The organism is Thermosynechococcus sp. GLH187, assembly GCF_031583395.1.
Lineage (GTDB): Bacteria > Cyanobacteriota > Cyanobacteriia > Thermosynechococcales > Thermosynechococcaceae > Thermosynechococcus.
This window is the reverse complement of sequence record NZ_CP134175.1, coordinates 118,047-133,058: the sequence shown is the minus strand read 5'-3', so window position 1 is coordinate 133,058 and position 15,012 is coordinate 118,047. Positions and strand designations below refer to the sequence as shown.

Below are 15,012 nucleotides of genomic sequence, written 5' to 3'. Positions count from 1 at the left end.
GCTATAGTTTAGACTTGAGTCATGTTTCAACAGCTTTCCCGACGATTGATGTGCTGTAATGTCAACAAGCTGCCCTGCTTGAGTGAGGGAGATTTGTCTGAGAATCGCCAAGAATCCTCAAGGCGCAATTGTAGGTCAAGGGTGTAGTCGGAAGGTTTGAATTTGCCATGGGCTGAGGGTCACTGTGTTGGTATTCTCTGTGGGCGTCTCCAAGAGTGTTTGCGGTGCTTTGATCTGCCATGGGATTAGCGTTGAGTGCAGTTCCAAGGTGCCCCCTTCCCCAGCCACTTCTGCTACTCGCAATTGCCAACCCTGTCCATCCTCTGGTTGTTTGAGGGCAAGGCATTGAATGCGGGCATCCGACCAATGGAGAAGCTGAGCGTGGGGCGGTAATGATCCTGATGGGTTGGCGGGGGCAATTTCTCCCCTCAGAGGTTGATTAAACTGAGCCGCCTGCTGCGGGACACCGCCCACTTGCCACGAGTCACTGTGGGGAAACACACCATAGCTAAAGCGGTGCTGACAGCGATCGCTCGTCGGATCTGGCCAAGTGGGCGATCGCAACAGGGTCAATCGCAGTTGATTCGCTTGGGCATCAAGGCCATGTTTGCAGTCGCTGAAAAGACTCACCCCATACTCTGGGGTACTCAGATCCACCCACGTTAAAAAGGGCACCTCCCATTTTGTTTGCTCATGGGCGCTGAGGTGGGGATTGGGAAGGGTCGGGCGCAGCGTAACGCCGCCGGGAGTTTCACAGGTGATCTGCTCAGCACTGATTGCCAAGGGAAAAGCCGCCTTGAGGAGAATATGTTCCTCCTGCCAGTCAATCACCGTATCAATGCGCAGCCATGGGGTTTGATACTGCAACACATACTCCTGCTGAATCTGCGAGGACTGAAAGCGCCATCTGACCCGTAGTCGCTGCTCCAGTTGATGCCACGTCACCCATTCAATAGCCTCTAGGGTCGCCCCCGGCAGTCGATGCTGCCCATAGTTGGGGTCAATGTTCCAAGCATCCCAGTATTGCCCCTGATCACGGAAAAATTGCAGTTGATTACCGCGATCGCCCAAGCAGGGACGATGATTCAACTTGTCATACAGGTTAGTGATTTCCCCTGTTGCCGGATCAATTTCAACGTGGAGATAGTTATTTTCTAAGACATAGCCCAAGGGTGGGGTTGGTAACGTATCAGGGCGCGATCGCGGGCAGAGCCACAGCAGCGTGTAGCCAATTCCCGTCACCTCAGGGGTACGAAACGTCAAGCAACCTTGGGGAGCATTCAACTGCGCTGGTAAATCGTAGTCGCCCCGTGGACAATAAACCCGCCAAGAGGGAACCTCCTGCGGTAGCTGCGCCAAGTCAATGTGGACAACCCCGGCGCGATCGCCCACCAATCCATTGAAAATCACAACGGGAATTGCCTCTGTCACCGGCGGTTCACCGCCGTCAATGGACTGGCACAGCGCTGTTTGTGCTTCCCTTAGGACTGTCTCTGTCGTGGTCAGGAGTTGCTGCCACGTTGGCGCCACCTCAGCATAAACCTCTGGAATCGAGGAGCCGGGGAGAATGTCGTGGAACTGGTTAAAGAGAAGTTGTTGCCAACAGGCTTTGAGTTCTTCTTTGGGGTAGGGAAAAGAAGTTGTGATTGCCGCGAGGGCACACCAGCGTTCCGCCTCTTGCAGTTGGCGTTGGGCGCAATCGTGGGCAGCCTTTTGATCGCCATGGCTGGTGTAGCAGCCGCGATGGAATTCCAAGTAGAGTTCCCCTTGCCAAGCGGTTGTAGGGGGTGTTTCTTGGGTTAATTGTTCCAGATACTGCTGCACGGTTGTCCATTGCCACTGCGGCCCAATACCACCGAGGTGTTGCCAGCGTCGCACCCGTTCTAACATGTCTGCCGTTGGTCCACCGCCATGATCGCCGACACCGGGGAGCCAGAGACTGCGCCGCGCTCCCGTTTGTTGCCACCACTCTTGGGCATAGGCAGCCATTTTCACAGGAGCAATCCCCTCGCCAATGGGTGCTGACATCAGGGCATTCACCGCCGCCCCCGCCACATCCCGCCAGACAAACCAACCGTGGGGAAAGCGCGTGGTGTCATTCCAGCGCAATTTTTGAGTGACAAAGTAGCGAATGCCCCCCTGAGCCAAGAAACTGGGGAGCCGTTCCGGAAAGCCAAAGGTATCGGGCAACCAAGCAATGGGGCTAATGCCACCAAAGGCCTCCTGCACGTACCGCTGACCATAGAGAATCTGACGGGCAATGGACTCAGCATGAATGAGATTGAGTTCCGGTTCGACCCAAAGGCCTGCCGCTACATCCCACCAACCCGCTGCCACGGCTTCCTGAATCCGCCCAAAAAGTTCTGGGGCATGGATCTGCAAATAGGCATAGAGGGCGGGAGTGGAGTGGGTAAAGGTGAGTTCGGGATAGCGTTCCTTCAGCTGTAATACAGATCGAAAAGTGGACTGTGCCACTTGCCACGTTTCAGCGATCGGCCAGAGCCACGCCAAGTCCAGATGGGCATGGCCACACAGGTGCATGGTGAAGTCCCGCAAGGGGGTGGCGATCGCCTGCATTTTCTCGTGGATCTCCGCCAGTAACGGATCTAAGATGGGGCGCTGTCCATGACTTTCTAAAACGTCCTTCAGCAGGGGTTCAAGGGGTTGCAGGTTGAGGGTTTCACCAAAGATCGCCAAAATGTCCAACTCAGTGGCAATAAAGTCGGGATCCACTCCCGTTGGCGATTCAAACCGCAGGCCTGATCTCACCAAAGCACCGTCATCGTGGCCGGGACTCACAAGATGCAACACCACCTCCCACGCTTGGCCGGGGGTCACCGCCTCCCCTAGGCACAGACTCACCGAATGATCAAATAAATCCCCCTGATGCACCACCTGACCATTGACATACACCGTTGCCCGATCCGCCCACCACGTGAGATCAAGGCGTAGAGTTAAACCCGCCACACTATAGCCTTGAACCGTCGCGGGTACCGTGATTCGCTGCCCCAACCAGAGGGAGTGCCGACCCTTGGGCCACGCCAAATGCCCTTTAGCATTCACTGCATAGGGGCTCGTCCCCGCATCTTTGAGCGAGGGGGAACTGAGGGGAAACCACTGGGAATGAATCTCAATGACTGCCAATGATTGCAAATAGCCACAAGATTTTTTGACTAATTCTGTCAAGAGCATAAAACTTCGTTAATTTTCCTGCGATCGGCCTAGGCCAATTGCTATGCTAGAGGTGTGAGGAGCCGTCGTCACTCGTTTAACCAAACTGTCAATAAAATAAGCAAACTTTATTTCAGAGGAGTGACCTCATGGTAACCCGATTTGCGCCGTGGCGGGGCTTTTTCATCTCCTCAATCTGTGGGGTACTGACAGCCCTTGCGATCGCCCCAGTAACGCCTGCCCAAGCCCAGCGACCCTCAGCCCCCGATCAACCCGTAGAAACAGTAGTCACAGATCCGCTTCAGAGTCCTTTCCCCCTCCCTTGGAAATGGATTGACGACGGCCACGCCGCTGCTCTAAAGGCTAAGAAATCTCTCCGCTTGACTCAGCAGACGCCCCAATATCTCTCTCCCGATGGCCGCTATGTGGCACAGGCCACCCTCTACTTCACGGCTGATCCCGAGGCGCAACGGCAACAACTGGTGAGCGTTCTTGAAATTCGCGATCGCCAGAGCGGCAGTCAGCAGCGCATTGAAAGCCTCAAGGAAATGCCGCCTGAGTTTTTGGCAGAGGTGCCCCAAGGCCAAGGTCTGATTGCAGTACTAGTTCCAGTTGGCTGGTCAGAAACGGGCAATCGTCTCTTGGTGCGCCAGCTTGGCGGCTTGTTTGCTACTGATTTAATTAGCGATGGCGCATGGATTTGGCAGGCGGGGGTGGGTCATGTGGCCACGGTTTATCCCACCGCTGATGAATACGACTTTGCCACCCTTTTGGGCTGGAGCACAACGGATCCGCAACGGGTACTCTTTCAAACCCAAACCATGGGGAACCCCAAAGCCACAATTTGGGCAGTGGATACTCAAGGCAGCACCCAATTGGCCCAGGGCGATCGCCCCCGTGTCTATGGCACAACCCTACCCGCCACTGCCAATGCCCAGCGTTAGATCACCTCAAGGGGAGGCCAGCAACTGGCCAAGGTAGCGATCAATCCAGCCAATCATCACCGCAGGGCACTCCAACTGCGGCGTTAGTCCCACCTCTGGCATCACATCAAAGGCACGAATCGCGTCGGGGTTTAACTGTGCCAAGCGTTGACCCACGGCCACAGGAGGGAGTTTTGCCTGCTCTCCCCAAACGATGTAGGTCGGCACCGTCAAATGGGGCAAGAAGCGACTGAGGTCGCAGCAGAGATCACCCCGCACAAAGGCCAACGCGGCAAATTCTGCCCCCGCCGACTGCGCTACTTGGGTATAGGTGGCAATCATTTCCGGGCTGATGCGGCTAGGTCGGGCAAACTGTTGATTGGCCATAAAGGACTGCACACTCAGGGAATTGGCCACGCCGAGGCGATAAAAGGCGATATCCACATAGGGCTGGCGGGCAATCTGGGCAAGGGGGGTCTGGCGGTAATCTTGACCAAAATCACTCAACCCCGTTGGGCAGGTGAGAATCAGGCCACGGAAGCGTTGGGGATGGGCGATCGCCCCTTGGATGGCAAAGGCTGCCGTCAGTGACGACGTGATCACCACCGCTGGTTCTGCCGTCAATTGACCAAGGCACTCTAGCAAATGATCCACATAAGCCGCCACCGTATAGGGTTGATCGCGATGCTCAGAGGCGCCCCAACCGGGCAAATCCAAAGCAAAAAGGGGATACTCGGCTGAAAAGGCCGGGTAAACTACCGACCATTCATAGCGGCTCGAGCCACCGCCAAAGCCATGCCAAAAAAATAAAGGCGGCCGAGCAGGGTTAACATTGCCGAGATCATTGGTAACGTAGGCCACCTCACCCATAGCCGTCGTGAGGGTGCGCGATCGCAAGCAATCAAACATCGGGATTTCCTAAAAAGAAGAAACCTGCTATGATAATAAATCGCGCTGAATTAAACGGGTAGCAACGGGCTGCCCCCGCCCTAAGGAGTGCCGCCGTGACCAAGAGTACCGAAGGCGAAAAGCCCACTAGTGGCTTTAATCTAACCGAGTTTTTCCGCGAAACCAAGGAAGAACTCAGCAAAGTGGTGTGGCCCGATCGCCAGCGTCTGATTGGCGAATCTGCGGCAGTCATTCTCATCGTTTCCCTTTCGGCTGCGGTCATCTACCTAGTGGATGAACTCTTTCGTTGGCTGGCCACACTGATTTTCTAGACAGCCAAAGATTCCTACGAGTACGCGCCTATGGTGAGTGAATTTACTGATCATTCTGATCTGAACGATCCTCTTGACGACACCGTTGAAGTGGCCGAAGGGGATCAAGCGGGTAAGGTCAAACGGTTTTGGTATGCCGTGCAGGTGGCCTCTGGCTGCGAAAAAAAAGTGAAAAGCACCATCGAGCAGCGGCTCCATACGCTGGATGTGGCCGATCGCATCTTTCGCATTGAAATTCCCCAAACCCCCGTCATCAAAATCAAAAAAGATGGCTCGCGGCAAACCATTGAGGAAAAAGTTTTTCCCGGTTATGTTCTTGTCCAAGTGCGGGCACAGCAGTCCCCCGAAACGGGTGAATGGCAAATTGATGATGAAGCTTGGCAGGTGATTAAAAACACCCCCAATGTGATTAACTTTGTGGGTGCCGAGCAACGCCGCAGTACAGGCCGCGGCCGCGGTCACGTCAAGCCCATGCCCCTGAGTCCGGCCGAAGTGGATCGCATCTTCCGCAAAGCCCAAGAACAAGAACCGGTTCACCGCATTGATCTCAATAGTGGTGATAAGATCAAAGTTCTCAATGGTCCCTTTAAGGACTTTGAAGGAGAGGTGATTGAAGTCAGTGCTGAGCGCAGCAAACTGAAAGCATTACTCTCGATTTTTGGCCGCGAAACGCCGGTCGAACTCGAAGTGACTCAAGTGGAAAAAGTAGATTAGGACGCTAACTCACTATGGCGAAAAAGGTCGTCGCAGTTATTAAACTTGCCATTCAAGCGGGTAAAGCCAACCCTGCTCCCCCCATTGGTCCGGCCCTTGGTCAGCACGGTGTGAACATCATGATGTTCTGCAAAGAGTACAATGCTCGCACCGCCGATCAAGTGGGGATGGTGGTTCCCGTTGAAATTTCGGTCTATGAAGATCGCAGTTTCACCTTTGTTCTGAAAACGCCGCCCGCTTCCGTGCTGATTCAAAAAGCTGCGGGCATTGAAAAAGGCTCCGGCGAACCCAACAAGAAAAAAGTGGGCAGGATCACCCGTGCCCAACTGCGGGAAATTGCTGAGAAGAAAATGCCAGATCTCAACGCCAACGATATTGAAGCGGCCATGCGGATTATCGAAGGCACCGCTCGCAATATGGGCGTGACCATTGCCGACTAAAGCTTTCCTTCGTGTGTTCCTGTTGAGTCCGTTGTTGTGTTGGGGGAGAAACTGCGTTTCGTTAGTACCCCGTGGAGGTAAATTCTGATGCGTAAACTCTCGCGACGACTGCGCGAACTCTATGCCAAGGTGGAGGATCGTCCCTACGCTCCCCTCGAGGCCTTGCAACTGCTGAAGGAAACGGCCACAGCCAAATTTCCTGAATCGGCAGAAGCCCACATCCGCTTGGGCATTGATCCCAAATATACCGACCAACAATTGCGAACCACTGTGGCGCTCCCCAAAGGCACCGGTCAAACGATTCGCGTCGCGGTCATTGCCCGGGGTGAAAAAGTGACTGAAGCCAGTGCCGCCGGTGCCGATGTTGTGGGTTCAGAGGAACTCATTGACGAAATTCAAAAGGGGCGGATGGACTTTGATCTCCTCATTGCCACCCCCGATATGATGCCCCAAGTGGCCAAAGTGGGTCGGATTTTGGGTCCGCGGGGGCTCATGCCATCGCCCAAAGCCGGTACGGTGACCTTTGACTTGCCCCAAGCGATTCAAGAGTTCAAGGCGGGGAAAGTGGAATTCCGCGCCGATCGCACTGGGATTGTCCATGTGCTCTTTGGCAAAGCTAGCTTCAGCGCCGAAGACTTGCTCGTTAACCTCAAGGCACTACAAGAGAGTATTGACCGCAACCGCCCGAGTGGTGCCAAGGGTCGCTACTGGCGCAGTGTCTATGTGGCCGCCACCATGGGGCCGAGCATTCAAGTGGACATCAACGCCCTGCGGGAGCTAAAACTGGCCGAAGCCGCCTAAGGAGGACTTGCCTATTGCCCAATACTGGACAGGACAACTCAAGACTGAAACCGAAGACCGCAGGGGTCTGGCTCAGACATAATCTTCCTGCCGAGGTTTGCGAAGTCCATCCGTTGGGATTGGGCGATCGCCCCGGCACCACTGCTGGGGTTTTTCTTTCACTGACTACAGGAGGTGATGCGCGTGGGACGCACGCTAGCAAACAAAAAAGAAATTGTGGCGGAGCTAAAGGAACGCCTGAGCGAGTCACAAATGGCACTGGTGATTGACTACCAAGGTCTCACCGATGCTGAGATGAAGGATTTGCGGCAACGCTTGCGCAAGTGTAATGCCAGTTGCAAGGTCACTAAAAATACGCTGATGGAATTGGCGGTTAAAGAAAGTGACACTTGGCAACCCATGACCCAATTCCTTAAGGGACCTTCGGCGTTCCTCTTGGTCAAGGATGACATTGGCGGCACGATCAAGGCCTACCAAGAATTCCAAAAGGCCACGAAAAAAACCACCCTACGCGGTGGGGTCATGGAGGGACGGGCCCTTGATGAAGCGCAAGTGAAGACCATTGGTGATCTGCCCTCAAAAGAACAACTCATGGCGCAGATTGCTGGTGCCCTCAATGCCGTCACAGCGAAGATTGCCATTGGCATCAAGGAGGTTCCTGCTTCCTTGGCGCGGGCAACCCAGGCGATCGCCGACAAAGGTGCGGCATAGATCGATCCTGTTTTCGGTTTCCCTTGGGAAGCCACCTGTTCTTGTTTTCCAACCTTGAAACGATAGGAGTTGACAATGTCTGCTGCAACCGATGAAATTCTCGAAAAGTTGAAATCCTTGACCCTGCTGGAAGCCGCTGAGCTGGTCAAGCAAATTGAAGAGGCCTTTGGTGTCAGTGCCGCTGCGCCGGTCGGTGGCATGATGGTCGCCGCTCCTGTGGGTGGTGGGGCTGCTGCTCCCGCAGAAGAAGTCGAAGAGAAAACCGCCTTCGATGTCATTCTCGAAGAAGTCCCCGCCGACAAGAAGATTGCCGTGCTCAAAGTGGTGCGCTCTTTGACCGGCTTGGGTCTCAAGGAAGCTAAGGAAGTGGTGGAATCCACGCCCAAACCCGTGAAAGAAGGTGCCACCAAAGAAGACGCCGAAGCCGCTAAGAAAGAACTCGAGGAAGCCGGCGCCAAAGTCAGCATCAAGTAGTCTTTGGTATCCATTTGTTTCGGGGGTGGTCTTGTGGCCACCCTTTTTTATTTGCAACCTTTGGAGGGCATAGAGACTCATGACCGAGATTCGTGCCATTTATACCGATGGTGCCTGCGAAGGCAATCCGGGACCGGGGGGCTGGGGCGTGGTCATTTACTTTGCCGACGGCTCTGTGCAGGAACGGGGGGGACATCACCCCGCGACCACAAATAATCGCATGGAATTGCAGGCGGCCATTGAAGCCCTCAAGGCATGGCGCCAACTGGCTCCGGGGAGCGCGATCGCCCTTTACACCGACAGCGAATATGTCCTCAAGGGAATTACGGAGTGGATCCACAACTGGAAACGGCGGGGCTGGAAAACAGCCGCCAAAAAGCCTGTTCTCAACCAAGACCTGTGGCAGGAGTTAGATGCCCTCAATGATCCCTTAGTCCAGTGGCACCATGTGCGTGGCCATAGTGGCGATGTCGGCAATGAACGCTGTGATCTTATTGCCCGCAGTTTGAGTCGTGGGCAGCCAATTGCCCTAAGAACGCTGCCACCATCGCTGGGGTAATGTCGCGCGTGTGTTCAAAAACTGCACTGGCTCCCGCTGAGCGCAAGCGATCGCCATAGCGTTGCCGATCTTCGGGCTTGACATGGGGAGGAATCACCCCTAAGGCAATCCACGGCGTTGTTGCTTGTTCTTTGCGGGCATTGACAACGGTCTGCATATCCGCCACTGTATCCCCCACATAAAAGGCAGGAATGGTTTCCTGAGCCGCGGCCTGACGGTAGGCCATGCGGAGTCCTGTGGGGTCGGGTTTGCCGGGGGCATCTTCCATGGCGATCAAAAGGGGCTGATCGAGACCCAAGCGGTGTTTCAGAACATATTCTGCCGAGTCCCGCGTCGCACCACTGACAAACCCCCAGCGGATTTGTGCCTGATCAAGAGCCTGAAAATAGGCAACATCCACCAGCAGTGGCTCATCTTGAATATAGCCGCACCAATTTTCGCCACTATAGCGCTCCTCAAAAAAGATCACTAGGCGTTCATAGTCCAAGGGCACTTGGCAGCGGGGTTTCCCTTGGCGTTCAAAGTAGCGATAAATGAGTTCACGCGACCCTTCCCAGTCGTTATTCCAGCAGCCTTCCGCCTTGAGGTTGTCAATTTCCTTTTGACTGGGACGATAGGCACCCCCCGTAAAATGCTCGACGGTATCCGCTAGGGCACGGCGATAGGAACGACTGACATCGCGAATCACCCCATCAATATCAAAAAAGACACAGGCGTAGGGGGTACTCAACGGCAGCTCTCCAGAAACTTGTATGCAGTTGGCCTGATTGGTTATTATAAAGGATGGCTTTTTGTGAAAAACGAGTTTTAGGAGGTTAGAATTGTCCCGCTTTACCCTGAGAGTACTTTGGTTAGAAAAAGACGTGGCGATCGCTGTCGATCAAATTGTTGGCAAAGGGACAAGCCCCCTCACCTCCTACTTCTTTTGGCCGCGCACCGATGCTTGGGAACTCCTGAAGGCGGAGTTAGAGAAGAAATCTTGGATTACGGAAGCCGAGCGGATTGAACTCCTCAACCGTGCCACCGAAATCATTAACTACTGGCAAGAGGAAGGCAAAAATCGTCCCGTCAGCGAGGCACAAAAGCGCTTTAGTGATGTTAGTTTTGTAGGCACAGCCTAGGGTATTCTGAATTCCGAGGTAAATCACTACCTGTTGAGGAGAAACATGATGGGAATTGTTTTGTACTTTGTCATTGTTGCAGGCGCGATCGCCTTGGCGACAATTTTGTTTCACACGCTACGTACGGTGAAGCTCATTTAGCGGCATCATACCCTCCTAATACCTTTGTCTTTCAGTTCTGCATAGGGAGAGAGAACTCGTGTCCCACGCTGTTACCTTAATTCGCGGCGACGGTATTGGTCCTGAGGTTGCCGCTGCCACTCGCACGGCCATTGATGCTACGGGCGTCAAAATTGATTGGGTGGTGGTGGATGCCGGCGTGGACATGATGGAACGCTATGGTACCCCCTTGCCCGAACACGTTCTCGATGCCATCAAAAGCACGAAAACTGCCATCAAAGGGCCGATTACCACCCCCGTGGGTACCGGCTTTCGTTCTGTGAATGTCGAGATCCGCAAGCGGCTCAATCTCTATGCGAACCTACGGCCGGCTAAATCCATTGTTGGGGTGAAAAGCTATTTTCAAAACATTGACCTTGTCATTGTTCGCGAGAATACCGAAGACCTCTACGCCGGGATTGAGTTTGAATACACCAGTCCCGAGGCGGCCAAAGCCCGTGCCTTTTTGAGTGATCTAGCGGGTAAGCCGATCCGTGAGGATGCTGCCATTGGTGTCAAGCCGATTTCTGTGCTGGGGAGCGATCGCATCATTGAGTTTGCCTTCAAATATGCCAAGGCCAACCATCGCCAGAAAGTGACCGCCGTTCACAAGGCCAACATCATGAAATTTACCGATGGCCTCTTCCTAGAGCGCGCCCGTGAGATTGCCCGCCGCTATCCGGAAATTGAATTTGAGGATCGCATCGTCGATAACATGTGCATGCAGTTGATGCAGAAGCCTGAACTCTATGATGTGATGGTGATGCCCAACCTCTACGGCGATATTCTTTCTGACCTTTGTGCAGGCATGATTGGTGGCCTTGGGGTGGCTCCCGGCGCCAATATTGGCGATGAATATGCCGTTTTTGAGGCGATTCATGGTTCAGCACCTAAATATGCCGGCCAAAATAAAGCCAATCCTACGGCATTGATTCTCTCTGGTGTGTTGATGTTGCAACACTTGGGTGAAATGGAAGCGGCACGGCGTCTTCAGGCAGCTGTGGAAAAAGTCATTGCTGAGGGGCGCTTTGTCACCTATGATTTGGCTGCAGCGGGCAAAGAACCCGTGGGTACCCAAGAGATGGCTGCCGCCATTGCCGAGTACGCCGCCCCCTAACCCACCAGCAGGTTTTCCTCAGGATATTGGACACTAGAAGGCTGGGGGTCACCGATAATTGCCGCCATCAGCAGCAGGATACCCACCCGTCCGGCATACATCGTTACAATCAAGACCAACTTGGAAAAGGCGGTTAGCCCACTGGTAATACCGGTGGAGAGACCAACGGTGGCAAAGGCGGAAACGGTTTCAAAGAGAATGTTAATGAAATTCTCTTCGGGGTCAGCGATCGCGATGAGGGTAGTGGAAACCAGCACCGTAAACATTGAGCCAAAGGCAACAGCGACCGCTTTCATGATCAGCGAGGGGGGCACCTGACGGCGGTAGAGCAGCACCACCTCTTTCCCTTGCAGAGCTGACTTGGTAATCCCTGCCAAAATCCGCAACGTGGTTGTTTTAATGCCCCCTGCCGTGCCACCGGGGCTACCACCAATAAACATCAGGGCAATCATAATAAATAGCCCGCCATTATTGAATTCACCAATGTTGACGGTATTAAAGCCCGCCGTCCGCGCTGTCACCGACTGAAACCAGGCCAAGAGGAGCTTCTGATCAAAGGAAAAAAGACCAAATCGTTCTGGCGATCGCATCTCCGTCGCAAACAGCATCGCCGTTCCCAAGATGAGGAGAATCGCCGTTGTACTCGTCACAATTTTGAAATTGAGGCTAAACGTCATCTGGCTCGCCTTGCGGATTAGATAGGCGGGTTTACCCCAGTGGCGCAGATGCTCCCGCAGCCAAAGATAAAATTCAAAGATCACCTCATAGCCAATGCCGCCAAAAATAATCAGCAGTGAAATCACGAAATTCAGGGGCACAGAGGTTTGATACCCCATCAAGCTGTCACTAAACAGACTAAACCCGGCATTATTCCAAGCACTGATACTGTGAAACACCGCCAGCCACAGTGCCTGTGGATCACTAACGTCTTGGCGAAAAATCAGCCACAGCAACAAGGCACCCGTCAGTTCAAAGAGAAACGTGAGACCCAAAATCGAGCGCACCAATTGCCGTGCCCCCTGCATGCCCCGCCGATCCAAGGCTTGCTGTACCGCTATCTTCTGCCGCAGGTTAAACTTGCGTCCCAGCAAAATAATCAAAAAGGTGGTCGCCGTCATGTACCCCAGACCACCCACCTGGATCAACAGCAGAATCACCAGTTGACCAAAGGGAGAAAAGTGGGTTCCCGTATCGACAATAATGTGGCCGGTCACACAAACGGCCGATGTTGCGGTAAATAGCGCAACGATAAAGGGGTTCCATTCCCCATGACTAGTGGACCAAGGCAGCCACAACAGCAGCGTCCCCAGCGTAATCACCGCCAAAAATCCAAGGCAAATTGTCCGTGGAACCGTCAGCATCAATGAATACGTATCCAAAAGGCCTGAGGCTAATCTACCGCAGGATTGTATGGGCAACAATCGTTCTAGGTTTACGGTTCCGAATCGGGATGACAGGATTTGAACCTGCGACCCTCTGCTCCCAAAGCAGATGCGCTACCAAGCTGCGCTACATCCCGGCAGTTAATTTCTATCCTACCACCGAATTCTCAGCACAATCGGACAGGGACGCTTAGAATCAAGAAAGGAGTTTTTCATTTTGTTAAGGTTGTCCTCGCTGGTATGACCGACGTCCCCGTTTCCCACATTCGCAATTTCTCGATCATTGCCCACATTGATCACGGCAAATCGACCCTTGCCGATCGCCTGCTGCAATTTACAGGCACGGTGGATCCCCGTGAAATGAAGGAACAGTTTCTTGACAATATGGAGCTGGAGCGGGAGCGGGGAATTACGATTAAGCTGCAAGCTGCCCGCATGACCTACACCAGTCGCGATGGCGAAACGTATATTTTGAATTTGATTGACACCCCCGGCCACGTGGATTTTTCCTATGAGGTGTCGCGATCGCTGGCTGCCTGTGAAGGGGCACTCCTCGTTGTGGATGCCTCCCAAGGGGTAGAAGCGCAAACACTGGCCAATGTCTATCTGGCATTGGAGCATAATTTAGAGATTATTCCGGTCCTCAACAAAATTGACCTACCCGGTGCTGAACCCGATCGCGTCAAGGCCGAAATCGAAGAGATTATTGGTCTCGATTGCTCCCAAGCGGTTCTAGCGTCCGCCAAGGAAGGGATTGGCATTGAGGAAATTCTGGAATCGATTGTGCATTTGGTGCCGCCGCCTCGGGATACGGTAGATCAACCCCTGCGGGCATTGATTTTTGATAGCTACTACGATGCCTACCGAGGGGTGATTGTCTATTTTCGGGTCATGGATGGTGTGGTTCGCAAGGGCGATCGCATTCGCTTGATGGCCTCTGGCAAAGAATACGAAATTGATGAACTCGGCGTCCTCGCCCCCAACCAAAAACCCGTGGACAGTCTCCATGCCGGGGAAGTGGGCTACCTCGCAGCCGCCATTAAAGCCGTTGGCGATGCCCGTGTCGGCGACACGATTACATTGGCACAAAACCCAGCCAAGGAACCTCTTCCGGGTTACACCGAGGCCAAACCGATGGTCTTTTGTGGTCTTTTTCCCACCGATGCCGATCAGTTTGAGGATCTGCGGGAAGCCCTTGAAAAATTGAAGCTCAACGATGCTTCGCTCCACTACGAGCCGGAAACCTCCAGTGCCATGGGCTTTGGGTTCCGCTGTGGCTTTTTGGGGCTGCTGCACATGGAAATTATCCAAGAGCGGCTAGAGCGGGAATACAATCTGGACTTAATCATTACTGCCCCTTCGGTGGTCTATCGCGTGACCACGGTGAAAGGGGAGGTGCTGACGATTGATAACCCCAGCCTGCTACCGGAACCCCAATACCGCGAAAAAATTGAGGAACCCTACGTTCAACTGGAAATGATTACCCCCGAAACCTATGTGGGAACGCTGATGGAGTTGGCGCAGTCGCGGCGGGGCATCTTTAAGGATATGCGCTACCTCACCCAAGGGCGCACCACATTGGTCTATGAAATGCCCTTGGCGGAAATTGTGACGGACTTTTTCGATGAAATGAAGTCGCGATCGCGGGGCTATGCCAGTATGGAATACCACCTGATTGGCTACCGTCCTAATGATCTGGTGAAACTGGATATCCTGATCAATAACGACCCAGTGGATTCCTTGGCAGCGATTGTTCACCGCGATAAGGCCTACTATGTGGGACGTGCCCTTGTCAGCAAACTCAAGGATTTGATCCCACGCCACCAGTTCAAAATTCCCATTCAAGCGGCCATTGGCTCACGGGTGATTGCCAGTGAAAGTATTCCCGCCTTACGCAAAGATGTCTTGGCCAAGTGCTACGGCGGCGATGTGACCCGTAAACGCAAGCTCCTCGAAAAACAAAAAGCGGGTAAAAAACGGATGAAGGCGATCGGGCGGGTGGATGTCCCCCAAGAGGCCTTTATGGCAGTATTGCGACTCAAGAATGAATAGGAGGCTCAGGGTGTCTCAACGGTCATCGGGCAAATGGGTGGCGATCGTCACCGGTGTCATTTCCCTGTTATTGGGAATTGGCTACTTGGTGTTAGTACAGCTTTTGGATTGGCGCGGCGATTGGCAGCCGGCTCCTTTGGGATTACTGCGAGTGCTCCTGTCTTAGAA

Annotated in this window: 16 protein-coding genes, 1 tRNA gene and 1 other annotated feature; of the genes, 12 read left to right on the top strand and 5 right to left on the bottom strand. The window is 53.7% G+C overall.

Annotation, left to right across the window (positions count from 1 at the left end; all coding sequences use genetic code 11):
- Window positions 1-135: 135 nt before the first annotated feature.
- The gene (locus tag RHI63_RS00640; RefSeq protein WP_310828263.1) at window positions 136-3,144 is read right to left on the bottom strand and encodes a glycoside hydrolase family 38 C-terminal domain-containing protein; all 3,009 of its coding nucleotides are present in this window, start codon (window positions 3,142-3,144) and stop codon (window positions 136-138) included.
- Window positions 3,145-3,320: 176 nt separating this feature from the next.
- On the opposite strand from RHI63_RS00640, the gene RHI63_RS00635 reads away from it, so the two are divergent.
- Window positions 3,321-4,115, top strand: a complete 795-nt coding sequence (locus RHI63_RS00635) for a hypothetical protein (protein WP_310800328.1) — start codon at window positions 3,321-3,323, stop codon at window positions 4,113-4,115.
- A 6-nt stretch (window positions 4,116-4,121) separates the two neighbouring features.
- Here RHI63_RS00635 and RHI63_RS00630 read toward each other — a convergent pair whose 3' ends face one another.
- A complete protein-coding gene (locus RHI63_RS00630) occupies window positions 4,122-5,003 on the bottom strand; it encodes an alpha/beta hydrolase (RefSeq protein ID WP_310743201.1) in 882 nt (293 codons plus the stop codon).
- A 95-nt stretch (window positions 5,004-5,098) separates the two neighbouring features.
- On the opposite strand from RHI63_RS00630, the gene secE reads away from it, so the two are divergent.
- The 7 genes from secE (at window position 5,099) to rnhA (ending at window position 9,013) form a co-directional block, all read left to right on the top strand.
- On the top strand, window positions 5,099-5,314 hold the full coding sequence (gene secE / locus RHI63_RS00625; protein ID WP_149817217.1) for a preprotein translocase subunit SecE: 216 nt from the start codon (window positions 5,099-5,101) through the stop codon (window positions 5,312-5,314).
- Window positions 5,315-5,344: 30 nt separating this feature from the next.
- Window positions 5,345-6,028, top strand: coding sequence for a transcription termination/antitermination protein NusG (nusG, locus tag RHI63_RS00620; RefSeq protein WP_149817215.1), 684 nt, complete (start codon window positions 5,345-5,347; stop codon window positions 6,026-6,028).
- Between the two features lie 14 nt (window positions 6,029-6,042).
- Window positions 6,043-6,468, top strand: a complete 426-nt coding sequence (gene rplK / locus RHI63_RS00615; RefSeq protein ID WP_206200619.1) for a 50S ribosomal protein L11 — start codon at window positions 6,043-6,045, stop codon at window positions 6,466-6,468.
- A gap of 84 nt (window positions 6,469-6,552) precedes the next feature.
- Window positions 6,553-7,269, top strand: a complete 717-nt coding sequence (gene rplA, locus RHI63_RS00610) for a 50S ribosomal protein L1 (protein ID WP_190278287.1) — start codon at window positions 6,553-6,555, stop codon at window positions 7,267-7,269.
- A gap of 32 nt (window positions 7,270-7,301) precedes the next feature.
- Window positions 7,302-7,434 (top strand) — a sequence feature (ribosomal protein L10 leader region).
- Between the two features lie 18 nt (window positions 7,435-7,452).
- Window positions 7,453-7,980 carry a 50S ribosomal protein L10 gene (gene rplJ / locus RHI63_RS00605; protein ID WP_206200618.1) on the top strand — a complete coding sequence of 176 codons (528 nt, stop codon included), beginning with the start codon at window positions 7,453-7,455 and terminating at the stop codon, window positions 7,978-7,980.
- Between the two features lie 75 nt (window positions 7,981-8,055).
- Window positions 8,056-8,454, top strand: a complete 399-nt coding sequence (gene rplL, locus RHI63_RS00600) for a 50S ribosomal protein L7/L12 (protein WP_149817205.1) — start codon at window positions 8,056-8,058, stop codon at window positions 8,452-8,454.
- Between the two features lie 79 nt (window positions 8,455-8,533).
- Window positions 8,534-9,013, top strand: coding sequence for a ribonuclease HI (rnhA, locus tag RHI63_RS00595; protein WP_206200617.1), 480 nt, complete (start codon window positions 8,534-8,536; stop codon window positions 9,011-9,013).
- Here rnhA and RHI63_RS00590 read toward each other — a convergent pair.
- Window positions 8,946-9,743 carry a TIGR01548 family HAD-type hydrolase gene (locus RHI63_RS00590; protein ID WP_206200616.1) on the bottom strand — a complete coding sequence of 266 codons (798 nt, stop codon included), beginning with the start codon at window positions 9,741-9,743 and terminating at the stop codon, window positions 8,946-8,948. The genes rnhA and RHI63_RS00590 overlap by 68 nt on opposite strands.
- Before the next feature lie 91 nt (window positions 9,744-9,834).
- Here RHI63_RS00590 and RHI63_RS00585 point away from each other — a divergent pair, with 91 nt between their 5' ends.
- Window positions 9,835-10,134, top strand: a complete 300-nt coding sequence (locus tag RHI63_RS00585) for a 30S ribosomal protein PSRP-3 (protein WP_149817201.1) — start codon at window positions 9,835-9,837, stop codon at window positions 10,132-10,134.
- Between the two features lie 199 nt (window positions 10,135-10,333).
- On the top strand, window positions 10,334-11,410 hold the full coding sequence (locus RHI63_RS00580) for an isocitrate/isopropylmalate dehydrogenase family protein (RefSeq protein ID WP_206200615.1): 1,077 nt from the start codon (window positions 10,334-10,336) through the stop codon (window positions 11,408-11,410).
- On the opposite strand, the gene RHI63_RS00575 is transcribed toward RHI63_RS00580, so the two are convergent.
- The gene (locus RHI63_RS00575; RefSeq protein ID WP_315863476.1) at window positions 11,407-12,768 is read right to left on the bottom strand and encodes a TrkH family potassium uptake protein; all 1,362 of its coding nucleotides are present in this window, start codon (window positions 12,766-12,768) and stop codon (window positions 11,407-11,409) included. The genes RHI63_RS00580 and RHI63_RS00575 overlap by 4 nt on opposite strands.
- Window positions 12,769-12,855: 87 nt before the next feature.
- A tRNA-Pro gene (locus RHI63_RS00570) sits at window positions 12,856-12,929 on the bottom strand.
- A gap of 103 nt (window positions 12,930-13,032) precedes the next feature.
- Here RHI63_RS00570 and lepA point away from each other — a divergent pair.
- Complete coding sequence (gene lepA / locus RHI63_RS00565; protein WP_310821701.1) at window positions 13,033-14,844, top strand: translation elongation factor 4; 1,812 nt, start codon at window positions 13,033-13,035, stop codon at window positions 14,842-14,844.
- Between the two features lie 10 nt (window positions 14,845-14,854).
- Window positions 14,855-15,010, top strand: coding sequence for a hypothetical protein (locus tag RHI63_RS00560; protein ID WP_206201713.1), 156 nt, complete (start codon window positions 14,855-14,857; stop codon window positions 15,008-15,010).
- The last annotated feature ends 2 nt before the right edge of the window (window positions 15,011-15,012 follow it).